Origin of the sequence: Escherichia sp. F1 (assembly GCF_046764225.1) — a bacterium.
Classification (GTDB): domain Bacteria; phylum Pseudomonadota; class Gammaproteobacteria; order Enterobacterales; family Enterobacteriaceae; genus Escherichia; species Escherichia coli.
In genome coordinates, this window is sequence record NZ_CP177202.1 from 2,787,420 (window position 1) to 2,812,801 (window position 25,382).

24 protein-coding genes and 1 pseudogene are annotated in these 25,382 nt (G+C 50.6%); 15 read left to right on the forward strand and 10 right to left on the reverse strand.

All coding sequences use genetic code 11. The annotated features are described in order from the left end of the window. Positions 1 to 106: 106 nt before the first annotated feature. The 6 genes from ACK8NJ_RS13490 to ACK8NJ_RS13515 are packed head-to-tail and all read left to right on the forward strand — an operon-like array spanning position 107 to position 6,533. Positions 107 to 1,129 (forward strand): iron ABC transporter substrate-binding protein, encoded by a 1,023-nt coding sequence (locus ACK8NJ_RS13490; protein WP_411961702.1) that lies wholly within the window; start codon positions 107 to 109, stop codon positions 1,127 to 1,129. After that, a complete protein-coding gene (locus ACK8NJ_RS13495) occupies positions 1,129 to 2,109 on the forward strand; it encodes a FecCD family ABC transporter permease (protein WP_001261254.1) in 981 nt (326 codons plus the stop codon). The genes ACK8NJ_RS13490 and ACK8NJ_RS13495 overlap by 1 nt, the downstream gene beginning before the upstream one ends. Next, entirely contained in the window at positions 2,106 to 2,864 is a 759-nt protein-coding gene (locus tag ACK8NJ_RS13500; RefSeq protein ID WP_411961703.1) for an ABC transporter ATP-binding protein, read from the forward strand. The genes ACK8NJ_RS13495 and ACK8NJ_RS13500 overlap by 4 nt, the downstream gene beginning before the upstream one ends. A 9-nt stretch (positions 2,865 to 2,873) precedes the next feature. After that, positions 2,874 to 3,686 (forward strand): class I SAM-dependent methyltransferase, encoded by an 813-nt coding sequence (locus ACK8NJ_RS13505; protein ID WP_411961704.1) that lies wholly within the window; start codon positions 2,874 to 2,876, stop codon positions 3,684 to 3,686. Next, on the forward strand, positions 3,683 to 4,537 hold the full coding sequence (gene modD, locus ACK8NJ_RS13510) for a ModD protein (protein WP_220418178.1): 855 nt from the start codon (positions 3,683 to 3,685) through the stop codon (positions 4,535 to 4,537). The genes ACK8NJ_RS13505 and modD overlap by 4 nt, the downstream gene beginning before the upstream one ends. A gap of 25 nt (positions 4,538 to 4,562) precedes the next feature. Beyond that, positions 4,563 to 6,533, forward strand: a complete 1,971-nt coding sequence (locus tag ACK8NJ_RS13515; protein ID WP_411961705.1) for a TonB-dependent receptor plug domain-containing protein — start codon at positions 4,563 to 4,565, stop codon at positions 6,531 to 6,533. 49 nt (positions 6,534 to 6,582) lie between these two features. Here ACK8NJ_RS13515 and ACK8NJ_RS13520 read toward each other — a convergent pair whose 3' ends face one another. Continuing rightward, positions 6,583 to 6,837, reverse strand: coding sequence for a GlsB/YeaQ/YmgE family stress response membrane protein (locus ACK8NJ_RS13520; protein ID WP_000511315.1), 255 nt, complete (start codon positions 6,835 to 6,837; stop codon positions 6,583 to 6,585). Positions 6,838 to 7,037: 200 nt separating this feature from the next. Between ACK8NJ_RS13520 and ycgR the strand changes: the two genes are divergently transcribed. Beyond that, entirely contained in the window at positions 7,038 to 7,772 is a 735-nt protein-coding gene (ycgR, locus tag ACK8NJ_RS13525) for a flagellar brake protein YcgR (protein WP_000020143.1), read from the forward strand. 1 nt (position 7,773) lies between these two features. On the opposite strand, the gene emtA is transcribed toward ycgR, so the two are convergent. Then, positions 7,774 to 8,385: a membrane-bound lytic murein transglycosylase EmtA gene (gene emtA / locus ACK8NJ_RS13530; RefSeq protein WP_001295616.1), complete on the reverse strand. Its 612-nt coding sequence runs from the start codon at positions 8,383 to 8,385 to the stop codon at positions 7,774 to 7,776. 99 nt (positions 8,386 to 8,484) lie between these two features. Here emtA and ldcA point away from each other — a divergent pair, with 99 nt between their 5' ends. After that, on the forward strand, positions 8,485 to 9,399 hold the full coding sequence (ldcA, locus tag ACK8NJ_RS13535; protein WP_001558982.1) for a muramoyltetrapeptide carboxypeptidase: 915 nt from the start codon (positions 8,485 to 8,487) through the stop codon (positions 9,397 to 9,399). Between the two features lie 94 nt (positions 9,400 to 9,493). Continuing rightward, positions 9,494 to 11,230: a potassium/proton antiporter gene (locus ACK8NJ_RS13540; RefSeq protein WP_000340203.1), complete on the forward strand. Its 1,737-nt coding sequence runs from the start codon at positions 9,494 to 9,496 to the stop codon at positions 11,228 to 11,230. Here ACK8NJ_RS13540 and ACK8NJ_RS23875 read toward each other — a convergent pair. Beyond that, positions 11,165 to 11,302, reverse strand: a pseudogene (locus tag ACK8NJ_RS23875) (hypothetical protein); the annotation flags it as partial. The gene ACK8NJ_RS13540 and the pseudogene ACK8NJ_RS23875 overlap by 66 nt on opposite strands. A gap of 47 nt (positions 11,303 to 11,349) precedes the next feature. On the opposite strand from ACK8NJ_RS23875, the gene ACK8NJ_RS13545 reads away from it, so the two are divergent. Then, complete coding sequence (locus ACK8NJ_RS13545; RefSeq protein WP_179151330.1) at positions 11,350 to 11,502, forward strand: hypothetical protein; 153 nt, start codon at positions 11,350 to 11,352, stop codon at positions 11,500 to 11,502. Between the two features lie 396 nt (positions 11,503 to 11,898). Continuing rightward, positions 11,899 to 13,338, forward strand: coding sequence for a hypothetical protein (locus ACK8NJ_RS13550; RefSeq protein WP_115424222.1), 1,440 nt, complete (start codon positions 11,899 to 11,901; stop codon positions 13,336 to 13,338). Between the two features lie 168 nt (positions 13,339 to 13,506). On the opposite strand, the gene dadX is transcribed toward ACK8NJ_RS13550, so the two are convergent. Next, positions 13,507 to 14,577 (reverse strand): catabolic alanine racemase DadX, encoded by a 1,071-nt coding sequence (gene dadX, locus ACK8NJ_RS13555; RefSeq protein WP_000197840.1) that lies wholly within the window; start codon positions 14,575 to 14,577, stop codon positions 13,507 to 13,509. Positions 14,578 to 14,586: 9 nt separating this feature from the next. Continuing rightward, a complete protein-coding gene (dadA, locus tag ACK8NJ_RS13560) occupies positions 14,587 to 15,885 on the reverse strand; it encodes a D-amino acid dehydrogenase (protein WP_328114907.1) in 1,299 nt (432 codons plus the stop codon). A gap of 329 nt (positions 15,886 to 16,214) precedes the next feature. Between dadA and ACK8NJ_RS13565 the strand changes: the two genes are divergently transcribed. Next, complete coding sequence (locus ACK8NJ_RS13565; RefSeq protein ID WP_000190855.1) at positions 16,215 to 17,747, forward strand: SpoVR family protein; 1,533 nt, start codon at positions 16,215 to 16,217, stop codon at positions 17,745 to 17,747. A 51-nt stretch (positions 17,748 to 17,798) separates the two neighbouring features. Here the strand turns inward: ACK8NJ_RS13565 and fadR are convergent, their stop codons facing one another. Beyond that, the gene (gene fadR, locus ACK8NJ_RS13570) at positions 17,799 to 18,518 is read right to left on the reverse strand and encodes a fatty acid metabolism transcriptional regulator FadR (RefSeq protein WP_000234823.1); all 720 of its coding nucleotides are present in this window, start codon (positions 18,516 to 18,518) and stop codon (positions 17,799 to 17,801) included. 221 nt (positions 18,519 to 18,739) lie between these two features. Here fadR and nhaB point away from each other — a divergent pair, with 221 nt between their 5' ends. Both nhaB and dsbB read left to right on the forward strand, forming a co-directional pair. Continuing rightward, positions 18,740 to 20,281 carry a Na(+)/H(+) antiporter NhaB gene (gene nhaB, locus ACK8NJ_RS13575; protein ID WP_000406391.1) on the forward strand — a complete coding sequence of 514 codons (1,542 nt, stop codon included), beginning with the start codon at positions 18,740 to 18,742 and terminating at the stop codon, positions 20,279 to 20,281. Between the two features lie 145 nt (positions 20,282 to 20,426). Beyond that, positions 20,427 to 20,957: a disulfide bond formation protein DsbB gene (gene dsbB, locus ACK8NJ_RS13580; RefSeq protein ID WP_000943459.1), complete on the forward strand. Its 531-nt coding sequence runs from the start codon at positions 20,427 to 20,429 to the stop codon at positions 20,955 to 20,957. Between the two features lie 45 nt (positions 20,958 to 21,002). Here dsbB and umuC read toward each other — a convergent pair whose 3' ends face one another. After that, positions 21,003 to 22,271 (reverse strand): DNA polymerase V catalytic protein, encoded by a 1,269-nt coding sequence (gene umuC, locus ACK8NJ_RS13585; protein WP_000457622.1) that lies wholly within the window; start codon positions 22,269 to 22,271, stop codon positions 21,003 to 21,005. After that, complete coding sequence (locus ACK8NJ_RS13590; RefSeq protein ID WP_000897378.1) at positions 22,271 to 22,690, reverse strand: translesion error-prone DNA polymerase V autoproteolytic subunit; 420 nt, start codon at positions 22,688 to 22,690, stop codon at positions 22,271 to 22,273. Before ACK8NJ_RS13590 ends, umuC begins: the two co-directional genes overlap by 1 nt. A gap of 372 nt (positions 22,691 to 23,062) precedes the next feature. Here ACK8NJ_RS13590 and hlyE point away from each other — a divergent pair, with 372 nt between their 5' ends. Further along, positions 23,063 to 23,974 carry a hemolysin HlyE gene (gene hlyE / locus ACK8NJ_RS13595; RefSeq protein WP_001306826.1) on the forward strand — a complete coding sequence of 304 codons (912 nt, stop codon included), beginning with the start codon at positions 23,063 to 23,065 and terminating at the stop codon, positions 23,972 to 23,974. A 206-nt stretch (positions 23,975 to 24,180) separates the two neighbouring features. On the opposite strand, the gene ACK8NJ_RS13600 is transcribed toward hlyE, so the two are convergent. Beyond that, positions 24,181 to 24,627, reverse strand: a complete 447-nt coding sequence (locus ACK8NJ_RS13600; RefSeq protein WP_001306825.1) for a YcgN family cysteine cluster protein — start codon at positions 24,625 to 24,627, stop codon at positions 24,181 to 24,183. A 91-nt stretch (positions 24,628 to 24,718) separates the two neighbouring features. Next, positions 24,719 to 25,378 carry a fumarylacetoacetate hydrolase family protein gene (locus ACK8NJ_RS13605; RefSeq protein WP_000284277.1) on the reverse strand — a complete coding sequence of 220 codons (660 nt, stop codon included), beginning with the start codon at positions 25,376 to 25,378 and terminating at the stop codon, positions 24,719 to 24,721. Positions 25,379 to 25,382 lie beyond the last annotated feature (4 nt).

The following is a 25,382-nucleotide window of genomic DNA, read 5'->3' on the forward strand; positions in this document are numbered from 1 at the left end:
CAACAAGCAAATCATTCTGTCTCTTTAGACAAATTTTGACATCAAACATGATTTTTTTCGATATATATGTAAATATATAGCGGTTTTAATTATCAGGATATAACTTATGTCACTAACCAGACGGAGGTTTACACAGATTCTTGCGTCGACGTTGTTCCTGCATCATCTGCCTTCTTTTGCACAATCAGTCAAATTCTGGGCCTCACTGACGCTTCCCGAAGCCCAAAACATTACACGCATCGTCAGCGCAGGTGCGCCCGCCGATTTGCTATTGCTGGCTGTCGCGCCAGAAAAAATGGTCGGTTTTTCCTCTTTTGATTTTGCCCGTCAGGCATTAATTCCATTGCCAGAGCACATTCGCCAGTTACCCAGGCTGGGACGACTCGCCGGGCGCGCCAGCACACTCTCGCTGGAAGGGCTTATGGCGTTACATCCCGATTTGGTCGTTGATTGCGGCAATACGGATGAAACCTGGATCTCCCAGGCACGGCAGGTTAGCGAACAGACACAAATACCCTGGTTATTGCTTAACGGGAAACTGGCGCAATCAGCAGAACAGTTAACAACGCTTGGCAAAACGTTAGGCGAAGAGCACCGCGCCGCAGAACAAGCCAATCTCGCCAGCCGCTTCGTTGGTGAAGCTCAGGCATTCGCCACCTCACCCGCCGCTAACCTCAGCTTTTATGCTGCGCGCGGTCCTCGAGGGCTGGAAACGGGCTTACAGGGTTCGTTGCATACCGAGGCGGCGGAATTATTAGGTTTGCACAACGTCGCGCAAATAGCCGATCGCCACGGTCTGACACAGGTTTCCATGGAAAATCTCCTGCGCTGGCAGCCGGATATTATTCTGGTTCAGGAGGCCGTTACTGCAGATTTTATTCGTCGTGATCCTCTCTGGCAGGGCGTGAAAGCCGTTGCGGAACAACGCATCTTATTTTTAAGTGGCTTGCCCTTTGGCTGGCTGGATGCCCCACCGGGAATCAACCGTCTTCTGGGATTACGCAGACTTCACGCCTGGCTGGATCCCGCCATCAATCGCCAGTTTAAAAGTGACATGCAGCATTACGCCCAACTGTTCTGGCATTGTTCACTCAGTGACGTCGACTATCAAAAATTGGTGGCGAGCTAATGAGAACCGTAAACGGATGTATTTTGCTGCTGGCAGCTATCAGTATCACTTTTGCCGCCGTAAGTGGGGCTTATCATCTCGATATACAGCAACTGCTGGCGCTCATTCTTCGTCAAGAAAATGTTCCTGTGCAGGAACAAATTGTCTTCTGGCAAATCCGCGTGCCGCGTATTCTTGCTGCGCTGTTTCTGGGCGCGGCGCTGGCAGGGGCCGGAACCACCTATCAGGGAATGTTCCGTAATCCCTTAGTGTCACCGGATATTTTAGGCGTCTCCGCCGGTGCCGGACTTGGTGCCTGCGCGGCAATCCTGTGGGGATTATCCATTGTTTACATCCAGCTGTACGCATTTTGCGGCGGGCTGATGGTGGTCGCGGGCGTCTGGTTGATTACGCGTCGGGTGACCCGCCACGATCCGATCTTAACCCTGGTGCTGGTAGGCATTGCGTTAGGAACGTTGTGTGGAGCGGGGATATCGCTAATAAAAACGCTGGCCGATCCTTACACCCAGTTACCGTCAATTACCTTCTGGTTGCTGGGGGGGCTGTCCACCGTGACCTTACGCGATCTCTGCTATGCTGCACCGATCATTCTCATAGGCTCCTTGCCCCTGTTTTTTCTCCGCTGGCGCATGAATTTACTCACGCTTTCCGACGACGAAGCCCGTTCGCTGGGACTGAACGTGACACGTCTGCGCTTTGGATTAATTGTCTGCGCCACACTAATCACCGCCAGCACGGTAGCAATAGCGGGCATAATTGGTTGGGTCGGCCTGGTCGTTCCGCACATTGCCCGCTTGTTGACCGGTCATAACCATCAGCAGCTGTTGCCCATGGCAATGTGTACTGGCGCGATTCTGCTCCTGCTTACCGATACGCTGGCACGCAGCATTGGAACAACAGAAATCCCACTTGGCATTCTGACCGCTTTTGTTGGTGCCCCTTTTTTCCTGTTTTTGTTGTTACGCGGAGGTCGCCAGTGACTTTGCTTGCCGTCCGTCATGCGTCTCTGGGTTACTCCCGCCATCCGGTGCTACGCGACGTGTCCTTCACCCTGTCGCAAGGAACAATTTGTTGTCTGTTAGGAGCCAATGGTTGCGGCAAAACCACACTCATGCGCTCCATTCTTGGCGTTATACCGTTATTAAAAGGCGAGATCTTACTGGATAGCCTCCCTGTGCAGACACTCAGCCATCGCCAGCGCGCGCAGGCTATTGCCTGGGTGCCGCAGGCGCACGACGGCATTTTTGCTTTTAGTGTGCTGGATATGGTGTTGATGGGCCTGGCCCCCACCATAGGCGCTTTTTCCGTTCCCGGTAAGCTAGAACGCCTGAAAGCAACGGAGCAACTGGAAAAGCTGGGCATTTTGCATCTGGCGACACGACGCTGGAATACACTTAGCGGCGGTGAACGTCAGCTGGCTTTAATCGCCCGTGCACTCGTCCAGCAACCGCGCTTGTTATTACTGGATGAGCCTGCCTCCAGCCTCGATTTCGGTCATCAGATCCAACTTCTGGACACGCTGGCGCAGCTCAAAAATAACGGCATGACAATGTTAATGTCGACTCATCATCCTCTCCATGCCAACGCCATTGCCGACAGCATTATCCAGGTAGAGCCAGATGGACGAGTAACACAAGGCTTACCGACCGAACAGTTAACAACGAAAAAACTGGCTGCCCTGTACCGGGTTTCTGCCGACCAGATTCACCATCACCTCTCTGCAATTAAGCACTAAGGAAAAATCATGCTCATTGACGATATTGATTTTGCAGACCTTTACCTTCAGCAACTCAGGCTGGCCCATCGCACAGAAAAAACGCCGGATCACTGGGATCAACGGGCGGAAAAAATGGCGGAAAATTGCGCCTCGCCTACGGACAGCTACCTGCAACAACTGACCGCTAAAATTGATCTGCAAGGCGCGCAGACCTTATTCGATATGGGCTGCGGACCGGGTACCGTATCGCTGGCGCTGGCTGACAAACTCACGACGATTTATGGCGTTGATTACAGTCAGGGGATGCTGAAGGTTGCCGCCCGTCGCGCCGCCGCGCTAAAGGCAGACAATGTCCACTGGCTCCAGCGCGCATGGGAAGAGGACTGGAGTGACCTGCCACGCTGCGATATTGCCGTGGCTTCCCGCTCCACTCTGGTGGCTGATATGCGCCAGGCAATGAGCAAACTGAATAATCAGGCACGGCTTCGCGTCTATACGACTCATCTGGTCAGCACCTCGTTCGTCTCTCCAGCTATTCAGCGGGCGGCTGGTCGGGAAGTGATCGAATTACCCAACTATATCTTTGCGCTCAACGTCCTGTATCAGATGGGAATTTATGCTCACGTTGATTTTATCCGTGGACAAAATTGCCAACAGGATAACTGCACCTGGGAACGTTTTGAGCAGAACGTCAGCTGGAGTCTGGGCGCACTTAACGACGATGAGCGTGAGCGGTTATATCGCTGGTATCAACAACAAGATGCTCGTGCCCTCGCCCCTGCCAGCCGCGACTGGGCGCTCATCTGGTGGGATAGCGTACCGCAAGAGGCACTGCGATGATTTTCCTTTCTCAGGCACAAATCGATGCGTTACTTCTGGAAGATATCCAGGGCGGTGACCTGACCACGCGAGCATTAAATTTTGGACACCAGCATGGCTATATAGAGTTTTTTCACCGTCAGGGCGGCTGCGTCAGCGGCATTTCTGTCGCGTGTAAGATGTTAACTACGCTGGGATTAACTATTGATGACGCGGTCAGCGACGGTTCACAAGCGATCGCGGGTCAGCGGCTAATCCGTGCGCAAGGTAATGCCGCAGCACTTCATCAGGGATGGAAGGCAGTCCAGAATGTGCTGGAGTGGAGTTGCGGTGTTTCTGATTATCTCGCTCAAATGCTGGCGTTACTTCGTGAACGTTACCCTGATGGCAATATCGCCTGCACCCGAAAAGCAATTCCGGGCACCCGCTTACTGGCCTCGCAGGCAATTCTGGCTGCCGGAGGACTGATTCATCGTGCCGGATGTGCGGAAACCATATTATTGTTTGCCAACCACCGCCATTTTCTTCATGACAATCAGGACTGGTCAGGCGCAATCAATCAGTTACGTCGCCACGCACCCGAGAAGAAAATAGTTGTTGAAGCCGACACGCCGAAAGAGGCAATCGCCGCGTTACGCGCGCAACCAGACGTACTTCAGCTCGACAAATTTAGTCCGCAACAGGCAACTGAAATTGCGCAAATAGCACCGTCGCTGGCTCCCCACTGCACGCTGGCTCTGACCGGCGGAATTAATCTGACAACTCTCAAAAATTACCTCGACTGCGGCATTCGCCTTTTTATTACCTCCGCGCCTTATTACGCGACACCAGCTGACATTAAAGTCAGTCTGCAACCCGCAGCCTCTATTTAATTCTTTGTTAAACGGAATTTATTCTATGAGACTCAAAAAACGTTATCTCTGCACAGCATTATCACTTGCCTTTACCCAGCAGGCCGTAGCGGCTCAGGAGAGTGACACGCTGACCGTATGGTCCAGTCCGGTATCATCGACGACGACCACCGTTCTCGATCAACCCACCATGAAGGTCCTGGATAAACAGAATGTCGCTCAGGCATTAAGTGTCGTCCCCGGCGTGGTGCTGCAAAAGTCAGGTAGCCGCAACGAAGAACAGGTCAAAGTTCGTGGCTTTGATAGTCGTCAGGTGCCGGTCTATTTCGACGGTGTGCCCATTTATGTTCCCTATGACGGCAACCTCGATCTGGCGCGGATTCTGACCAACAATTTGGGGGCAGTTGAAGTTTCCAAAGGGTATTCGTCGCTGCTTCAGGGGCCTAATCAGATGGGCGGAGCTATTAATATCACCACCCAGAAGCCAACAAAACCTCTGGAAGCAAATCTGGGATATCGCCAGGGATGGAGCCGTAGCCAGGACAATGCCTACGATATGCATGCTTCATTTGCCGCCAGCAGCGATCTGGGGTATTTGCAAGTCAGCGGTAGTCAGCTAAAGCAGGATTTTCTCGGCCTGCCGCATGGTGTAAATAATGATATTGCAGGCAAACACGGCAAGATGATTAATTCATCGGCTGATGATAAACGCGGCATTGTGAAGCTCGGTTTTACACCACGCGAAAACGATGAATACACATTGACTTACATTAAGCAGGATGGTGAAAAAGATAACCCGCCATACAGTGGAAATAGTGGTCAAAAATCACGCTACTGGCAGTGGCCAGAGTATGACAAAGAAAGTTTTTATTATCAGGGAACGACCCAACTAAACGATCGTTTTACCCTGAAAAGTCGGCTGTATCGCGACACCTTTGAAAATACGCTGATGATGTACAACTCGCTGGCTGATTTGAAAAATAAAAAAGGCAGCTACAGCCATTATTCCGATTACAGCGACGGTGCCGGGTTACAACTGGCAGCCGATGTGCGTGAAAACGATCTGCTGTCGTTTGCCGTTAACTGGAAAGATGACGTACACCGGGAAAAAGGTGCGCCGCACGCCGCTTACGATCGCTATGAAGATCGTACCTGGTCGCTCGCCAGTGAATATCAATGGGCTGCTGCCGATAATGTCGATGTCGTGGCTGGAATCAGCTATGACTGGCGCGATAGCGTAGAAGCGAAAAAACATGAGAAAGATGGAAGCATCACCCATTATGACGACAACAATCAGTCAGCTTTTAACTGGCAGGTGATGGGGAAATACCACTTTGCCAATGAAGACACGCTGGCGCTTTCGTACTATGACCGCACACGCTTTCCGACGCTGAAAGAACGCTATACCACGTCCAAACCTGCGTATAACCAGATAGCGATTGTTAACCCGCAGCTCAAACCGGAACGCGCGCGCGGGGTGGATTTAACCTGGAATGGTGCCTTCACGCACGACTGGGGGTTTGAGGTCAGCGTTTACTATAACCGGGTGAGTGATGCCATCCTCTCGCACAATATCGATGCCGATACCATTCAAAATCAGAACAGCGGCACGGTGGATTACAGCGGTCTGGATGCCGGTATTAAGGGGAAAATCAGCAATATACTAGATGTAGGATTGAGCTACGCCCTGATCCACGCTGACGCCAAACGCAAAGACATCGGCAAGATAACCGATCTGCCAACGCAGACAATGACCGCATGGATGACTCTCAAACCGTGGGAGCCGTTAAGCGTAACGCTGTCGGAAGAGGCGCGTTCCTCCAGCTACAGCAACAGTGACGGTTCACAAAAAGCCGCCGGTTTTGCGGTGACCCACATTCGAGCCGATTACACCTTAGGTCATGGCTTCAGCGTCAATGCGTCGGTCAATAACCTGTTTGATACCCAATATGCCTACAGTGAAGGGTTTATTGAAGAAGGTCGCAATTTCTGGGCAGGTATCGAGTATACGTTCTGATGTGAAAGCGGATAGCGGCATCTGTATCGCTATCCGCCTTATGAAAATCTTATTCTCTTCGCAGGAGGCGGAATACGCCCAGCACCAGGATAGCGCCCACTACCGCCACCAGGAAGCTGTGCAGATTAAAACCACTGATGGAGCCGCCAATGCCAAACATGGTCGCCAGCCAGCCGCCGACCACCGCACCGACTATCCCGAGAATACAGGTCAGGAAAAATCCACCACCATCACGCCCCGGCATGATTAGCTTGGCGATAATGCCGGCTATCAGGCCAAAAATAATCCAGGCAATAATTCCCATGTTCAGGCCCTCGTTTCGATGAATCGGACGCAAGAAATGCTTACGTCAACGCTCTAAGTATAGGCAAGGGCGGAATCGATGCTGGGCGTATGTCGGCTGATTTAAGAACAACATGTAAAAAATATTCACGCATTTGTATTAAGTTTTGTTAACTGTGACCGATAAACCTAAGACAGTTTGTCAGTCAGGAGTTTTTCCGCGTGAGTCATTACCATGAGCAGTTCCTGAAACAAAATCCGTTAGCCGTCCTGGGCGTGTTACGCGATTTGCACAAAGCCGCAATTCCTTTGCGTATCAGTTGGAATGGCGGGCAGCTGATCAGCAAAATACTGGCAATAACCCCGGATAAACTGGTGCTGGATTTCGGCAGTCAAACCGAAGATAACAACGCTGTGTTAAAGGCGCAGCACATTACCATAACCGCCGAAACCCAGGGCGCGAAAGTCGAATTTACTGTTGAACAACTACAGCAGAGTGAATACTTGCAGCTTCCGGCATTTATTACCGTACCGCCTCCCACCTTGTGGTTTGTACAACGACGCCGATATTTCCGCATCTCCGCCCCACTCCATCCGCCTTATTTTTGCCAGACCAAACTGGCGGATAACAGTACGTTACGTTTCCGCCTGTATGATTTGTCGTTAGGCGGCATGGGCGCATTACTGGAAACAGCAAAGCCTGCCGGATTGCACGAAGGCATGCGCTTCGCTCAGATTGAAGTCAACATGGGGCAATGGGGTGTTTTTCACTTTGACGCCCAGTTAATCTCAATCAGCGAGCGCAAAGTGATTGATGGCAAGAATGAAACCATCACCACTCCCCGTCTGAGCTTCCGTTTTCTTAACGTCAGCCCGACGGTGGAGCGGCAATTACAGCGGATTATTTTCTCTCTCGAGCGGGAAGCCCGGGAGAAAGCGGACAAAGTGCGCGACTGATTTACATCGCGTCCAGTGCCTGCTCAAGTTTGTAGATATAGCGCGGAGCCTGCGGCGCAGGATGATTTCGCGCTACGTGATCGAGGAACTCGTCAGCATCCAGATCGTTGATTTTGCTGATCGCCTTTTTCCGATCTGACGAGAAAGTCCGTAGCAGCGCACCTGCCCCGTTAGCATATGACACCACCAGCGCATATTGCAGTACCTTCGGATCTTCAATGCCTGCCAGCGGGCCGGTTTCCAGAATATTCAGGTAAGCCGCCCCCATTGAAATATTACGCTCCGGATTTTTCAGCTCGCTGGTCGTCGGCTCACCACTCCAGCCCATACGGCGATAAACATCACGTCCGGAGGTTGAAGCTTTTAACTGCATCAAACCAATGGCATTCGATTTACTCACCGCGTTCGGATTACCACCCGATTCGATAGCGATAATCGCCGTGATCAATTGTGGATCGACGCCCCAGGCTGCACCGGCTTTCTGGCTTATTGGCATCCACTGCATCGCACGTTGCACCGGAACTTTCGCGTTCCACGGCGGGTTCGTGTAGTCATGCTTTGATGAACAACCCGCTAATAACACAATCAAAAAGGCAAACCATCTTAATTTCACTTCTTCTATCCTTATAGCCTGGAATCGCCGTTGAGGTGACAACGGCACACCTAAGCGGCATGATATACATTTCGTTTCTGTTGTCAGCAAGGAATTGCCATGTCTCTGTTTCACTTAATTGCCCCATCGGGTTACTGCATAAAACAACACGATGCGCTGCGTGGTATCCAGCGCCTTACCGACGCGGGGCATCAGGTCAATAACGTCGAGGTTATTGCCCGTCGTTGTGAGCGTTTTGCGGGTACGGAAACGGAGCGTCTGGAAGATCTCAATTCCCTTGCCAGACTGACCACCCCCAACACCATCGTGCTGGCTGTACGCGGCGGTTACGGTGCCAGTCGTTTACTGGCAGATATTGACTGGCAGGCACTGGTGGCTCGCCAACAACATGACCCGTTGCTCATTTGCGGACATAGCGATTTTACCGCCATTCAGTGCGGTCTTCTGGCGCATGGCAATGTCATCACCTTTAGCGGCCCCATGCTGGTAGCAAACTTTGGCGCGGATGAACTAAACGCCTTTACCGAACACCATTTCTGGCTGGCGTTACGCAATGAAACCTTCACCATTGAATGGCAAGGGGAAGGCCCGACATGTCAGACCGAAGGCACGTTGTGGGGAGGCAATCTCGCGATGCTGATTTCACTGATTGGTACACCGTGGATGCCACAAATCGAAAACGGTATTCTGGTGCTGGAAGATATTAACGAGCATCCTTTCCGCGTCGAACGTATGCTGTTGCAGCTCTATCATGCTGGAATTTTGCCACGTCAGAAGGCGATTATTCTCGGTAGCTTTAGTGGGAGCACGCCCAATGATTATGACGCAGGTTACAACCTGGAGTCAGTGTACGCGTTTTTGCGTTCCCGCCTGTCGATTCCACTCATTACCGGCCTCGATTTTGGTCATGAACAACGCACGGTTACGCTGCCGTTGGGCGCACATGCCATGCTTAATAACACCCGGGAAGGCACTCAGTTGACGATTAGCGGTCATCCTGTTCTTAAAATGTAAAAAAATCACGCTTCAGGGCTAAGTAAAACGCTGTCTCTGCCGCTAATATGGTAGGGTTTATATAAGAGACAGCGTAATCAGGAGTAACCGACCGTTGGATGCCACAACAATAATTAGCCTTTTCATCTTAGGATCCATCCTTGTCACCAGCAGTATATTACTTAGTTCATTTTCTTCCCGTCTTGGCATTCCTATTCTGGTTATTTTTCTGGCGATCGGCATGCTGGCGGGAGTCGATGGCGTCGGCGGTATCCCGTTTGATAATTACCCCTTCGCCTACATGGTAAGTAACCTGGCGCTGGCGATTATTTTGCTCGACGGCGGGATGCGCACTCAGGCCAGTTCCTTTCGTGTGGCGTTAGGACCGGCGCTGTCGCTGGCGACGCTGGGCGTGCTTATCACCTCTGGTTTAACCGGCATGATGGCGGCGTGGCTGTTTAATCTTGATTTGATTGAAGGCTTATTAATCGGCGCTATCGTCGGCTCCACCGATGCTGCGGCGGTATTTTCTCTGCTGGGTGGTAAGGGGCTTAACGAACGCGTTGGCTCGACGCTGGAAATTGAATCCGGCAGTAATGATCCAATGGCGGTCTTTCTGACGATTACCCTGATTGCGATGATCCAGCAGCATGAAAGCAGTGTCAGCTGGATGTTCGTGGTCGATATTTTGCAGCAATTTGGCCTCGGGATTGTCATCGGTCTTGGCGGTGGTTATTTACTGCTGCAAATGATTAATCGCATCGCCCTGCCCGCCGGTTTATATCCATTGCTGGCATTAAGCGGCGGTATTTTAATTTTTGCTTTAACCACGGCGCTGGAAGGCAGCGGTATTCTGGCTGTTTATCTGTGCGGTTTTCTGCTGGGTAATCGGCCGATTCGCAACCGCTACGGCATTCTGCAAAATTTCGACGGCCTCGCTTGGCTGGCGCAAATCGCCATGTTCCTGGTGCTGGGGCTGTTGGTTAACCCAAGCGATCTGCTGCCTATTGCCATTCCGGCGCTCATTTTGTCCGCATGGATGATTTTCTTCGCCCGTCCTCTTTCGGTATTTGCCGGATTGCTACCGTTCCGTGGTTTTAATCTGCGTGAGCGCGTGTTTATCAGCTGGGTGGGATTACGCGGCGCGGTGCCAATCATCCTGGCCGTGTTCCCGATGATGGCGGGGCTGGAGAATGCGCGACTGTTCTTTAATGTCGCCTTCTTTGTGGTTCTGGTTTCACTGCTCTTGCAGGGAACATCTCTCTCGTGGGCGGCGAAAAAAGCCAAAGTGGTGGTTCCGCCCGTCGGACGTCCGGTGTCACGCGTTGGCCTGGATATTCATCCGGAAAATCCATGGGAGCAGTTTGTTTATCAATTGAGTGCCGATAAATGGTGCGTGGGCGCGGCACTGCGCGATCTGCATATGCCAAAAGAGACGCGTATTGCGGCACTGTTTCGTGATAACCAGTTGCTTCATCCCACCGGCAGCACCCGACTGCGCGAAGGCGATGTGTTGTGTGTAATTGGTCGGGAACGCGATCTCCCGGCGCTCGGTAAACTGTTCAGCCAGTCGCCACCTATCGCGCTGGATCAACGCTTCTTTGGTGACTTCATTCTCGAAGCCAGCGCTAAATATGCTGATGTGGCGCTGATATATGGCCTGGAAGACGGGCGAGAATATCGTGATAAGCAGCAAACGCTGGGTGAAATTGTCCAGCAGTTGTTAGGCGCGGCACCGGTTGTCGGTGACCAGGTAGAGTTTGCCGGGATGATCTGGACGGTGGCCGAGAAAGAAGATAATGAAGTGTTGAAGATTGGCGTACGGGTGGCTGAAGAAGAAGCTGAATCTTAAATTTAATGCAGCATCTATCCCCGGATGCGATGCTTTGCAGAACGCAGCCTGAGCCTGTAATAAACTTGTCATTTCCTGATTTTGATATGCTCATCCCAACATCAGAAGAAGGTTAAATTATGGATGACAAACCATTGCAGGCTCTGGCTAATGAACTCAAAACACCGGCTCAAGAAAGTCAGCGTAAGGGCTTCTTCCGACTGCAACAGGTGAAGAAAAACCTGCCCCCATATTATCTGTATACCCGTCAACCATCAGGGGCCCCTGCCTGACATCGCCCGAACATATTCCCCCACGCAACCTGCCGCGCTGACGTAGCCCACAGAATACGCGTTTCAGGCTGCCCAGTATCTGCAGTGGCGTTTCATCCACCTGTAGCACCGGATGCATGAGCGATTTCTTATAGTTATTCCTTTGCTTAATAACGATTATTTCCGGGTCGTTCGCTTTCGTATTTTCACTAATACGTCAGAGCTGCCTGGGCCGTAATACAACTTGTTCAGGTCTGTTACGCATGTACCAGACCCGACACGGCATTTCTGACCAGGGAAAAAGTCAACGATGAGTCGTTATATCAGCGCAAATGACGTTCTGTGGCTCCTTTGCGGTGACCACATTCACGTCTCCGGCGCTGCCAGAGGATATTTATTTCAAGGATACGTAGCACTATGGCCAGCTTTAAAGACATCCCCCCCTTCGCCCCCGCCATTTCCCCATCTTCCGTTAACCCAGGCGTACGACGCCCGCCAGGGCGGCTCTTCCTGTCGGTGGAACTCAAGAATGAAATTTTGCGGAACATGAAGTATATCGGCCCGCAAATATTTAGCTGGGGTGATGACCACCGGCAGATCATTGACCTCAGTACCGCGGGCGAAGTGAAAATACATATGGTAGACAATACCATCATCATGTTGGAGCGCCTGAATCCGAATCCGCAACATAACGAGTTCATGATGGTTGCCGAATGGTGCCAATGGGCTATGGAGCGGGATGGTTTGCAAGAAAACCTGCAAAAAAACCTGTACAAAATCCTGGAAGAAAACCAGCAAAACAAACAGTCAGAAATTCCCCAAGAAGACCTGAAAGAAAGTCTGGAAGAAATCAAGGTAAATATCCTGGAAGAAAACCTGCCAGCAAGCCGGATTGAAAACCGGGCAGAAGCATTGCGCAGAATGAAGGAATGTCTCATTACAAGACGGAGTATGCTCAATCTTAGCAACCTTGGATTGACTTCACTCCCTGAAAATTTGCCTCCACATCTGATTGAATTTTATTGCAGTAAAAACGTGTTGACCGCGTTACCGAAGGTGATGCCAAAGTGGCTGCTGGTGCTTGACTGTACAGATAACGTCTTGATCTTGTTACCGAAGGTGCAGCCCTCAAAACTGATGGTACTGAATTGCTATGACAACTGTATTATCTGGCTGCCTGAGCTGTCGACTAACCTGAGAGTGATTAACTGTTCTGCAAACTTCTTGCAATTTTTACCGCCGTCGATGCCCCAGTACCTGTATAAACTATCCTGTGCTGGCAACAATATTCACTCAATACCTGATGAGATGCTGGAGAACTTGACTCGCCTGAAAGTATTTGACTGTTCTAGTAACGATTTGATCTCTTCACCACGGCTGCCGCCCAAACTAATAATTTACTACTGTGGAGAAAACAATTTTAAAACGGTACAGGTGCCGCAGCCCCAGAGCCTGAAGGTGTTTGACTGTAATGGTAACCCGTGGGACAAAGACAATTTACCGACGCTGCTCAAAGCCGTCGAGGGCCTGAAAAAACAGCAGGGCCTGAAGGACCTTTTGGGCTTTTTGCACAAGGAGGGCCAGATGAAGCTGGAGAAGCTGGAGAAGCTGGAGGATCTGGATGACCTTATGGATCTGGAGCTCCTGGATGACCCGGTACTCCTGGAGCGCGTGAAGGTACAGGAGGACCTGGAACTCCTGAATCAGCAGTTGGGCCTGTTGAGTCTGGAAAGACAACAGGACTCGCAGCCTGTTAATCAACATTCTGAACATGAACCCGAATCTGCATCAAGGGTGAAGCGTGATTTATCTGAAGTCGATTCCGAGTCAACAATGAAGCGTAAGCGTTTTATGTAGAACGCCTGTGCGGTGAGTTCAGGTTCCGGGGAAATAGTGTCCATCATTTTAATGGGCACTATCATGGGCAATGGCTCTGTCACATTAACAACTACAGTTGCTGACCAGCCGGATGGATGATTTTTTTTGCAACCAGAAGACGTTGCCTCCGATCCGGCTTACAACAAGTTACACCGTCACAACCGGGACACGTAACGCCAGCGCGCACATCAACTCATAGCCCACCGTTCCGGCAGCGGCGGCGACATCATCAATTTTGATCTCCTTGCCCCACAGCTCAACCGGCGTACCAATACCCGCCTGCGGGCAAGGCGTTAAATCGACCGCCAGCATATCCATCGAAACTGTCCCTACTGTCATGGTGCGCACGCCGTCAACTAAAACAGGGGTGCCGGTAGGCGCATGGCGCGGATAACCGTCGGCATATCCTGCGGCGACAATGCCGATTCGCTGTTCATCTCGCGCAGTATAGCGACCGCCGTAGCCCACACGCTCGCCCGCTTTTAGCGTCTGGACACCAATAATCTCACTGCTTAGCGTCATCACCGGACGTAATCCGGTATTGGCGATATCACGCCACTGACCGGACGGCGAAGCGCCATACAAAATAATGCCAGGCCGAACCCAGTCAAAATGCGCTTCCGGGTGCCACAGAGTCGCCGCCGAATTGGACAACGAACGCCGACACTCCAGCCCTTCCGCCGCCTGCTCAATACGCGCCATCGCGCTGGAAATTCCATCAGGATGTTCCGCCTCGGCAAAATGCGACATCAGGGTCATTTCGCCAACATTCGCCATCGCCCGCAACTGCTGCCAGACGGTAAGCACGCGATCGGGCTGGAAGCCCAACCGATTCATCCCACTGTTCACTTTAAGATAAATATCCAACGGGGCTTTTAGCCGTGCATTTTGCAGTGCTTTGAGCTGCCAGTTGCTGTGTACGCAGGTGGTCAGGCGGTGCTGGTCATAAATCTCCAGATCCTGAGCATGGAAAAATCCTTCCAGCATCAGGATCGGTCCTTTCCAGCCGCGCTCACGTAACGTTATTGCCTCTTCCAGGTTAAGTAATGCAAAGCCATCGGTGGCCCCAAGCGCGCTCCAGATACGCTCAATACCGTGCCCGTAAGCGTTCGCTTTTACCACCGACCAAACGCGCGCGTGCGGCGCGGCCTGGCGGACAATGGACAGATTCTGTTTTAATGCCTGCAGATCGAGGCTGGCCTGTATCGGACGGGTCATCTCGTTTCCTTAGCTGTGTGCGCCATGTAAATGGCCCGGGCGTGATGGCGTAAATCCACGGCTGTAGCGCGCTACGCTTAGATCTTCATACGGGATCGCTGGCGTGCGACCAGAGAGCAGATCGCTTAACAACTGACCGGAACCGCAAGCCATCGTCCAGCCGAGCGTGCCGTGACCGGTATTCAGCCACAGATTTTTAAAGCGTGTACGCCCGACAACCGGCGTGCCGTCTGGCGTCATCGGGCGCAGACCAGTCCAGAAAGTCGCCTGCTCGACATGACCGCCGCGTGGATAGAGATCGCGAACCACCATCTCTAGCGTTTCACGACGCGGTTGCAACAGCTCGGTATTAAAACCAACAATTTCCGCCATTCCGCCAACACGAATGCGGTTATCGAAACGGGTAATGGCGATTTTGTAGGTTTCATCAAGGATAGTAGACACCGGCGCACCATCTTCCTGCGCAATGGGAATGGTCAGCGAGTAGCCTTTCAAAGGATACACCGGAATATCAACTATGCCTTTGAGCATCGCCGTCGAGTAAGAACCAAACGCCATCACATACGCATCGGCCTTAATCACTTCATCGCCACACTTCACGCCGTAGATTTGCTCGCCGTCGCAAAGCAGTTGGTCAACGGGCGTATTAAAGCGGAATTTAACCCCCGCCTGCTCCGCCATCCGCGCCAGATTCTGGGTAAACAGCTGGCAGTCTCCGGTTTCATCATTGGGCAGCTGGAGCCCCCCCGTCAGTTTGTGCGCCACTTCTGCCAGCGCGGGCTCCACTTCCGCCAGACGGCTGGATTCCAGCAGCTGGTACGGTACGCCGGCATCTTCCAGCACGGCGATATCGCGGGTCGCATTTTCATACTGTTGTTCGGTACGGAACAGTTGCAGCGTCCCACCCTGACGCCCTTCATACTGAATATTGGTTTCGGCGCGCAATGCTTTCAGGCAATCACGGCTGTATTCCGCCAGACGCACCATCCGCCCTTTGTTTTCCATGTAGTGGCTGGTGTCGCAGTTACGTAACATTTGCCACATCCATTTCAACTGGAACTGCGTACCGTCGAGACGAACCGCCAGCGGCGCATGGCGCTGGAACATCCATTTAATCGCTTTTAAAGGCACACCTGGTGCCGCCCACGGTGCTGCATATCCGGGGGAGATTTGCCCGGCATTCGCGGCACTGGTTTCCAGGGCGGCCCCCGGCTCCCGATCAATGATGGTGACCTCATGTCCTGCCTGATTTAAGTACCAGGCGCTGGCAACGCCTACCACACCACTTCCCAGTATGACAACTCGCATAGCCACTCCGATAACGGTAGATACAGTAAAAGAATAATAATCTAATTACATCTTGATAACTCAGTTGAAAATATTATTCAACATACGGCTTTTTTATGGTGAGCTGGCTCACATCTCCCTGACTCTGCGGCAATATGACGTCTTTAGTATCTCCTGCTGAACGCCCTTTTTATCCAGCATAAAATTCCGTTCAGAAGCGGATTAGTGGCACTCTGATAATAAGAAATCGCAAAGAAAAAAATTCTCCGGCGACGCGGTTTTTAACAGGTGTTCTATGCTTGAAATGAGGTGCTCCACACAGAGAGCGCCGACAACAATGAGGTGCGCGTATGGCGACGATCGATTCTATGAATAAGGACACCACACGTTTGAGCGATGGACCCGACTGGACGTTCGACCTGCTGGATGTTTATCTGGCAGAGATAGACCGGGTGGCGAAACTCTATCGGCTGGATACCTACCCGCACCAGATTGAAGTGATAACCTCAGAACAGATGATGGATGCCTACTCCAGCGTCGGCATGCCAATTAACTATCCGCACTGGTCATTCGGTAAAAAGTTTATCGAGACTGAACGGCTGTATAAGCACGGTCAGCAAGGACTGGCCTATGAAATCGTCATTAACTCTAACCCGTGTATCGCTTACCTGATGGAAGAAAACACCATTACCATGCAGGCGCTGGTGATGGCACACGCCTGCTATGGACATAACTCTTTTTTCAAAAACAATTACTTATTCCGTAGCTGGACCGACGCCAGTTCCATTGTCGATTATCTGATTTTCGCCCGTAAATATATTACCGAGTGCGAAGAGCGTTATGGCGTTGATGAAGTTGAACGGCTTCTGGACTCGTGCCACGCACTGATGAACTACGGCGTGGACCGCTACAAACGTCCGCAAAAAATCTCGCTGCAAGAAGAGAAAGCCCGGCAGAAAAGTCGCGAAGAGTATCTGCAAAGTCAGGTCAATATGCTCTGGCGTACCCTGCCGAAGCGCGAGGAAGAGAAAACGGTTGCTGAAGCGCGCCGCTATCCGTCCGAGCCACAAGAAAACCTGCTCTATTTTATGGAGAAAAATGCGCCACTGCTGGAATCATGGCAGCGTGAAATCCTGCGTATTGTCCGTAAGGTGAGCCAGTATTTTTATCCGCAAAAACAGACTCAGGTGATGAACGAAGGCTGGGCGACCTTCTGGCACTATACCATCCTTAACCATCTGTATGATGAAGGGAAAGTAACGGAACGTTTTATGCTGGAGTTTTTGCACAGCCACACCAATGTGGTCTTCCAGCCGCCCTATAACAGCCCGTGGTACAGCGGCATCAACCCGTATGCCCTCGGGTTCGCCATGTTCCAGGATATTAAACGGATTTGTCAGTCGCCAACGGAAGAAGACAAATACTGGTTCCCGGATATCGCCGGTTCCGACTGGCTGGAAACGCTGCATTTCGCGATGCGTGATTTCAAAGATGAGAGTTTTATCAGCCAGTTCCTGTCACCGAAAGTGATGCGTGATTTCCGCTTCTTCACCGTGCTGGATGACGATCGGCATAATTATCTGGAGATTTCCGCTATTCATAATGAAGAAGGTTATCGGGAGATCCGTAACCGGTTATCGTCGCAATATAACTTAAGTAATCTGGAGCCGAATATTCAGATCTGGAACGTGGATTTGCGCGGCGACCGTTCGCTGACGCTGCGTTACATTCCACATAATCGCGCACCGCTGGATCGGGGGCGCAAAGAAGTGCTGAAGCATGTGCATCGCCTGTGGGGATTTGATGTAATGCTCGAACAGCAAAACGAAGATGGCAGCGTCGAGTTGCTGGAACGTTGCCCGCCGAGAATGGGAAATCTGTAAAAACAACAAAAAACCCCTCGTTTGAGGGGTTTGCTTTTTAAACGGAAGGGATTATCGCCCCTGAATGGCTAAATCACCCGGCAAATTTTTCTGCATCCGGTGCCAAATCTCGCCACTCTCATGCCCATAGCGACGCACTGTTTCGTATACCTGATCGTGTGCGCCTTCACTGCACAACGCCGACAGTTTGTGGTAGAAACCCAGCGCCAGACTGCGCGCTTCCGGATTGGCGAAATAGTGACGACCAATGCGCGTATACAGCCCTTTCATCCCGTTAAGGATCAGACCGTAAATCGGGTTGCCGGAAGCAAACGCCAGACCGCGGAATATGTTGTAATCCAGCTCGGCAAAGGCATCGGCGTGATCGGCCACTTCATTAGCGGTTGCCAGTACTTCCTGTGCTTTATCAGGATGCTGACGAAACGCGGTGCGAATAAAAATCGTTGAAATATTGGTACGCACCGACAGCAAATTATCAATAAGCTGCGGCACACTTTCGTGATCCAGTCGCGCCAGTGTTTCAAGGATATTTAAACCGGAAGTTTCCCAGAAATTATTCACCTTCGTCGGCTTGCCATGTTGAATGGTCAACCAGCCATCTCGTGCCAGGCGCTGTAACACTTCACGTAACGTAGTACGCGTCACGCCAATTAATTCTGAAAGTTCACGTTCTGCGGGCAAAATAGTCCCGGGAGGGAAGCGGTTATTCCAGATACTTTCAATAATGTACTCTTCCGCGAAACCCGCCGGGCTTTGCGCCTTAATGACCATAGTGAGATTTCCATAACACAGCAAAACAAAGTTGGACTCATCATACCAGAGGGCTAACTACGCTGATAGCAGACAAAAAGAAGAAAAAAGGGATCAAGGCTTCATTTTCCGCATCTCTTTCCCCTTGACTATCAAGACTTGCCTCACTCCTGCCTGACCGTTAAGCTTTGCGTTTAAACATAAAAACATCATTGATTATTTGTAAGGTAAGGGAAACCATCATGGAGATCTCCTGGGGCCGCGCGCTATGGCGCAATTTTTTGGGCCAGTCCCCCGACTGGTACAAACTCGCCCTCATCATTTTCTTAATCGTAAATCCGTTAATTTTCCTCATCAGCCCTTTCGTCGCGGGCTGGTTGCTGGTAGCGGAATTTATTTTCACTCTGGCGATGGCCCTGAAATGCTACCCGCTGCTCCCCGGTGGTCTGTTGGCTATCGAAGCGGTATTCATCGGCATGACCAGCGCGGAACACGTCCGTGAAGAGGTGGCGGCAAATCTTGAAGTCTTGCTGTTACTGATGTTTATGGTGGCGGGTATCTATTTTATGAAACAGCTATTGCTGTTCATATTTACCCGTTTGCTGTTAAGCATTCGCTCCAAAATGCTGCTGTCGCTCTCTTTTTGCGTGGCGGCGGCGTTCCTCTCCGCGTTCCTCGATGCCTTAACCGTCGTGGCGGTGGTGATCAGCGTTGCAGTCGGTTTTTATGGGATTTATCACCGCGTAGCCTCTTCCCGTACCGAAGATACCGACCTGCAAGACGATAGTCATATCGACAAGCATTACAAAGTGGTTCTGGAACAGTTCCGTGGCTTTCTGCGTAGCCTGATGATGCATGCCGGTGTCGGCACCGCATTAGGCGGCGTGATGACCATGGTGGGCGAACCACAGAACCTGATCATCGCTAAAGCGGCTGGCTGGCATTTTGGCGATTTCTTCCTGCGCATGTCGCCAGTGACCGTTCCGGTTCTGATTTGTGGCCTGTTAACCTGCCTGTTGGTAGAGAAGCTGCGTTGGTTTGGCTATGGTGAAACGCTGCCGGAGAAAGTCCGCGAAGTGTTGCAACAGTTTGACGATCAAAGCCGCCACCAGCGTACCCGTCAGGATAAAATCCGTCTGATTGTCCAGGCGATTATTGGCGTCTGGCTGGTGACTGCGCTGGCGTTGCATCTGGCGGAGGTTGGCTTGATTGGTTTGTCGGTCATTATTCTGGCGACATCATTGACCGGTGTCACCGATGAACATGCTATCGGTAAAGCCTTCACCGAATCTCTGCCATTCACCGCACTGTTGACGGTGTTTTTCTCAGTAGTCGCGGTGATTATCGATCAACAACTGTTTTCGCCGATTATTCAGTTTGTGTTGCAGGCATCGGAACATGCTCAGCTGTCGCTGTTCTATATTTTCAACGGTCTGCTGTCATCCATTTCGGATAACGTCTTCGTGGGGACGATTTATATCAACGAAGCGAAAGCGGCAATGGAAAGCGGCGCTATCACGTTGAAGCAATACGAGCTGCTGGCGGTCGCCATTAATACCGGTACCAATCTGCCCTCCGTCGCTACGCCGAACGGTCAGGCTGCGTTCCTGTTCCTGCTGACCTCTGCACTCGCGCCATTGATTCGCCTCTCTTATGGGCGCATGGTGTGGATGGCCCTGCCTTACACCCTCGTCCTGACACTCGTCGGACTGCTCTGCGTCGAGTTTACGCTTGCCCCTGTAACCGAATGGTTTATGCAAATGGGCTGGATAGCAACGCTTTGATAACAACTTACCGGGCATATAAATGCCCGGTTTGCCTTTTCGCCCGATAATTGTCCAATTGCGTCCTATTTTTGCTGCCTCCTGGTGGCGCAGCGAATGAATTGGTTTAAACTGCGCACTCTATGCATATTGCAGGGAAATGATTATGTTGCGATTTTTGAACCAATGTTCACAAGGCCGGGGCGCGTGGCTGTTGATGGCGTTTACCGCTCTGGCACTGGAACTGACGGCACTGTGGTTCCAGCATGTGATGTTACTGAAACCTTGCGTGCTCTGTATTTATGAACGCTGCGCATTATTCGGCGTTCTGGGTGCTGCGCTGATTGGCGCGATCGCCCCGAAAACTCCGCTGCGTTATGTAGCGATGGTTATCTGGTTGTATAGTGCGTTCCGCGGTGTGCAGTTAACTTACGAGCACACCATGCTTCAGCTCTATCCTTCGCCGTTTGCGACCTGTGATTTTATGGTTCGTTTCCCGGAATGGCTGCCGCTGGATAAATGGGTGCCGCAAGTGTTTGTCGCCTCTGGCGATTGCGCCGAGCGTCAGTGGGATTTTTTAGGTCTGGAAATGCCACAGTGGTTGCTCGGTATTTTTATCGCTTACCTGATTGTCGCGGTGCTGGTGGTGATTTCCCAGCCGTTTAAAGCGAAAAAACGTGACCTGTTCGGTCGCTAATCCATTCAGCGCTCCTGCGGGAGCGCTTTTTTCCTGCCACTATGTTTATTTGACCCGCAGTAAATCAGAACTTCGCGTTGTATAACGTGGTGAAAGCATGGCACGCTTCATCTGCCATTGTTGCTGGATCCCCTGCCCGGCAAAATAGAGTGTTCCTCTGCCCTCTTTAGCATTTAGCGTATCCATTACCGCCATCAATTGCTCACTCCCGGGGCGCGGTGCGTTGTCATCGAATAAATTGAGCTGCGCGACTCCCTGACTGAAGAAATCCCCCAGCATCACGCCCGCTTTTTGGTAACGATGGCCCGCTTGCCAGATGGCATCCAGAGATCGCGTAGCGGCGTTAATGATATCCCTGCTGTCCTGAGTGGGTGTCAGCAGTTTTACCGACGCGCTATTGCCGTAATAAGGTTCATTAAGCGCAAATGGTGACGTCTTAATAAACGTGGAAATAAACCGACAATATTGATGCTCACTGCGAAGTTTTTCCGCCGCCCGGGCAGCGTAACTACAAATGGCCTGCCGCATCGACGTATAATCCGTGATGCGTTCACCAAACGAACGGGAACAGATAATTTCCTGCTTTGTCGGTGCAAACTCTTCCAGTTGCAAACAGGGTTCACCGCGCAGTTCACGCACCGTTCTTTCGAGCACGACATTAAAATGTTTACGGATAAACCGGATATCTGTATCCGCCAAATCGAGAACGGTTTTGATCCCCATCGCGTCCAGTTTTTTGCTGATCCGCCGTCCAATCCCCCAGACGTCATCCACGGGGAGAGCAGACATTAATTTACGCTGGCGTTCCAGATTTGATAAATCCACCACCCCACCCGTCTGCCGCTGCCATTTTTTTGCCGCATGATTTGCAAGCTTAGCCAGCGTTTTGGTCTGGGCGATCCCCACACCAACAGTAAGATGGGTACGTTGTAGTACCGTTGCGCGAATTTCTCTGCCAAAATCAGTCAGATCGCGACAATTACGCACACCGGTCAGATCGCAGAATGCCTCATCAATACTGTAAATCTCGACGCGGGGCGATAGCTCTTCCAGCGTCGACATCACCCGATTGCTCATATCGGCGTAAAGCTCATAGTTACTGCTAAAGCAAACCACGCCACAGCGGCGAAACAGATCTTTTTGTTTGAACCAGGGATCGCCCATTTTAACGCCCAGCGCCTTTGCCTCAGCGTTTCGGGCGATAACGCAACCGTCATTATTCGATAGCACAACCACCGGTTTACCCCATAAATCAGGGCGAAACACCGTCTCACAGCTGGCATAAAACGCGTTTACATCACAGAGGGCAAACATCAGCGCATCGCCTTAACGACGTGGATCACCACACCAAAGACATCCAGCGTATCTTCGCTACTGATGGTAATGGGTGAATATGCACTGTTCATGGGAATAAGCTGCACTGTCGGGCGTAGTTGCAATTTTTTCACCGTAAACTCGCCGTCAACAGCAGCGATGACAATATCACCATGGCTGGCGGTAATAGCGCTATCGACAATCAGTAAATCACCGTCACTAATCCCACCGTCAATCATAGAATCACCACTTGCTTTGACGAAGTAAGTCGCGCTGGGATGCTGGATCAACAGTTGATTCAGATCGATGCGCTGTTCAACGTAATCTGCGGCCGGTGAAGGAAAGCCACACTGAACAAGATCGCTAAATAGCGGAAAAGTCACAATTTCGCGGAGATCCGCAGGCTTGATAAACAACATAATAATCTGCCTGAAGTTATACTGTTTTTATATACAGTAGTCTGTTCTTGCCAGCAGATCAATACTGATTCAGGCTATCAATATTTGTCGCTGCATAGACTGCTGATTTTTCGTTCTCTTATCCAGTGCTCACGCGGCCTTCTGGCGACGACGCTCATCCAGCAGAAATGAAAAATATCACCCGGCTAAAAAATAGAATAGAAGCATTCGCCATAATGACATTAAACATTGTTTGATATTTATCATATTAATAGAAATAAAGACATTGACGCATCTCGCCCGGCTAACTATGAATTAGATGAAGTAAAATTCATTAATAGTTGTAAAACAGGAGTTTCATTACAATTTATATATTTAAAGAGGCGAATGATTATGACTGAAATCGTTGCAGATAAAACGGTAGAGGTAGTTAAAAACGCAATCGAAACCGCAGATGGAGCATTAGACCTTTATAATAAATATCTCGATCAGGTCATCCCCTGGCAGACCTTCGATGAAACCATAAAAGAGTTAAGTCGCTTTAAACAGGAGTATTCACAGGCAGCCTCCGTTTTAGTTGGCGATATTAAAACCTTACTTATGGATAGCCAGGATAAGTATTTTGAAGCAACCCAAACGGTGTATGAATGGTGTGGTGTTGCGACGCAATTGCTCGCAGCATATATTTTGCTATTTGATGAGTACAATGAGAAGAAAGCATCCGCCCAGAAAGACATTCTCATTAAGGTACTGGATGACGGCATCACGAAGCTGAATGAAGCGCAAAAATCCCTGCTGGTAAGCTCACAAAGTTTCAACAACGCTTCCGGAAAACTGCTGGCGTTAGATAGCCAGTTAACTAATGATTTTTCAGAAAAAAGCAGCTATTTCCAGTCACAGGTAGATAAAATCAGGAAGGAAGCGTATGCCGGTGCCGCAGCCGGTGTCGTCGCCGGTCCATTTGGATTAATCATTTCCTATTCTATTGCTGCGGGCGTAGTTGAAGGGAAACTGATTCCAGAATTGAAGAACAAGTTAAAATCTGTGCAGAGTTTCTTTACCACCCTGTCTAACACGGTTAAACAAGCGAATAAAGATATCGATGCCGCCAAATTGAAATTAACCACCGAAATAGCCGCCATCGGGGAGATAAAAACGGAAACTGAAACAACCAGATTCTACGTTGATTATGATGATTTAATGCTTTCTTTGCTAAAAGAAGCGGCAAAAAAAATGATTAACACCTGTAATGAGTATCAGAAAAGACACGGTAAGAAGACACTCTTTGAGGTACCTGAAGTCTGATAAGCGATTATTCTCTCCATGTACTCAAGGTATAAAGTTTATCACATTTAAAAATACAGCCGTTTTTTAAAGATTGAGAGTTACCTGTTGATAATAAGGTATCGGGTAACTCTCATTATGACAGAGCGCTTTCAAAAACAGGGCTACGAAATGGCGAGTATCCAGACGTATATTAAGAAAGCCCCCATCAACATCTATTAAATTTATCACTGCGCCCAGTCAGGTTTATTTAAGATATGATCCTGCCAGTCAATCACTTCTGATTCTTTCACTGCGATATGACGCACAGAGATACGTTCGCCATGCATTGCCGCTTTCGAACCAGTAAGCAGCGGATGCCACGCAGGTAAATCTTTACCTTCCGCCAGCAAGCGATAAGCGCAGGTCATTGGCAGCCATTCGAATGTTGGCAGATTTTCACGGGTTAATTTAATGCAGTCAGGTTCAAACTCGAAACGACGTTCGTAGTTCCGACATTGACAGGTTTTAATATTGAGCTGGCGACAGGCGACGTTAGTGAAGTAGATTTCGTCGGTGTCTTCATCCATCAGTTTATGCAGGCAACACTGACCGCAACCATCACACAACGACTCCCATTCCGCATCGCTCATTTCGTCCAGGGTTTTACTTTGCCAGAAAGGTACATCGCTCATCAGGTGTTCCGCCATTACGTTAAAACGCACCTTATAACCAGTCTGGCACAGCGATGCAAGTTTTGCCGCCGCTTTCAGGCGGCAAAAAGTATTACAAAACGCGAGTTGTCAAAGAATGCCCATCGAAAGTGACTGTCAGCTCATCACCACTTTGCAACGGGCCGACGCCATCAGGCGTGCCTGTCAGCACAACGTCACCGGCCTTGAGGGTAAAGAACTTGCTCATATAAGCGATCAGCGGAACGATTTTATGGATCATGTCCGCAGTCGTACCTTGCTGGCGTTGTTCGCCGTTTACGCTCAGGCCCAGCGTTGTATTTTGCGGATCGCCGGTGAATTCCGCCGCGGGAATAAACCCGGAAAGCGGACAAGAGTTATCAAACGCTTTGGCCTTTTCCCACGGCTGCCCGGCTTTCTTCATTTTTCCCTGAACATCACGCAATGTCAGATCGAGCGCCACGCCGTAACCGGCAATGGCTTTACGGACATGCTCTTCCGTAGCCTGACGCAGCGTCGCGCCAATCAATACCGCCAGTTCGACTTCATGATGAACTGAACCGAAATCGGATGGGATCGCCAATGGCTGCCGCAGATCGCACAGTGCCGTTTCTGGTTTAATAAACAGCACTGGCTCTTCGGGCACTGCGCTGCCCATCTCTTTAATATGTTTGGCATAGTTACTGCCAACACAGACTACTTTACTCACCGGATAATCCAGCAGCGCACCTTGCCAGTTGTGATGTTGATACATAACG

Coding starts and splice junctions, on each gene's coding strand:
- ACK8NJ_RS13490 (WP_411961702.1), top strand. CDS start 107: ATGTCACTAACCAGACGGAGGTTTACACAGATTCTTGCGTCGACGTTG.
- ACK8NJ_RS13495 (WP_001261254.1), top strand. CDS start 1,129: ATGAGAACCGTAAACGGATGTATTTTGCTGCTGGCAGCTATCAGTATC.
- ACK8NJ_RS13505 (WP_411961704.1), top strand. CDS start 2,874: ATGCTCATTGACGATATTGATTTTGCAGACCTTTACCTTCAGCAACTC.
- modD (WP_220418178.1), top strand. CDS start 3,683: ATGATTTTCCTTTCTCAGGCACAAATCGATGCGTTACTTCTGGAAGAT.
- ACK8NJ_RS13515 (WP_411961705.1), top strand. CDS start 4,563: ATGAGACTCAAAAAACGTTATCTCTGCACAGCATTATCACTTGCCTTT.
- ACK8NJ_RS13520 (WP_000511315.1), bottom strand. CDS start 6,837: ATGGGAATTATTGCCTGGATTATTTTTGGCCTGATAGCCGGCATTATC.
- ldcA (WP_001558982.1), top strand. CDS start 8,485: ATGTCTCTGTTTCACTTAATTGCCCCATCGGGTTACTGCATAAAACAA.
- ACK8NJ_RS13545 (WP_179151330.1), top strand. CDS start 11,350: ATGGATGACAAACCATTGCAGGCTCTGGCTAATGAACTCAAAACACCG.
- ACK8NJ_RS13550 (WP_115424222.1), top strand. CDS start 11,899: ATGGCCAGCTTTAAAGACATCCCCCCCTTCGCCCCCGCCATTTCCCCA.
- dadX (WP_000197840.1), bottom strand. CDS start 14,577: ATGACCCGTCCGATACAGGCCAGCCTCGATCTGCAGGCATTAAAACAG.
- dadA (WP_328114907.1), bottom strand. CDS start 15,885: ATGCGAGTTGTCATACTGGGAAGTGGTGTGGTAGGCGTTGCCAGCGCC.
- ACK8NJ_RS13565 (WP_000190855.1), top strand. CDS start 16,215: ATGGCGACGATCGATTCTATGAATAAGGACACCACACGTTTGAGCGAT.
- fadR (WP_000234823.1), bottom strand. CDS start 18,518: ATGGTCATTAAGGCGCAAAGCCCGGCGGGTTTCGCGGAAGAGTACATT.
- nhaB (WP_000406391.1), top strand. CDS start 18,740: ATGGAGATCTCCTGGGGCCGCGCGCTATGGCGCAATTTTTTGGGCCAG.
- dsbB (WP_000943459.1), top strand. CDS start 20,427: ATGTTGCGATTTTTGAACCAATGTTCACAAGGCCGGGGCGCGTGGCTG.
- umuC (WP_000457622.1), bottom strand. CDS start 22,271: ATGTTTGCCCTCTGTGATGTAAACGCGTTTTATGCCAGCTGTGAGACG.
- ACK8NJ_RS13590 (WP_000897378.1), bottom strand. CDS start 22,690: ATGTTGTTTATCAAGCCTGCGGATCTCCGCGAAATTGTGACTTTTCCG.
- hlyE (WP_001306826.1), top strand. CDS start 23,063: ATGACTGAAATCGTTGCAGATAAAACGGTAGAGGTAGTTAAAAACGCA.
- ACK8NJ_RS13600 (WP_001306825.1), bottom strand. CDS start 24,627: ATGAGCGATGTACCTTTCTGGCAAAGTAAAACCCTGGACGAAATGAGC.
- ACK8NJ_RS13605 (WP_000284277.1), bottom strand. CDS start 25,378: ATGTATCAACATCACAACTGGCAAGGTGCGCTGCTGGATTATCCGGTG.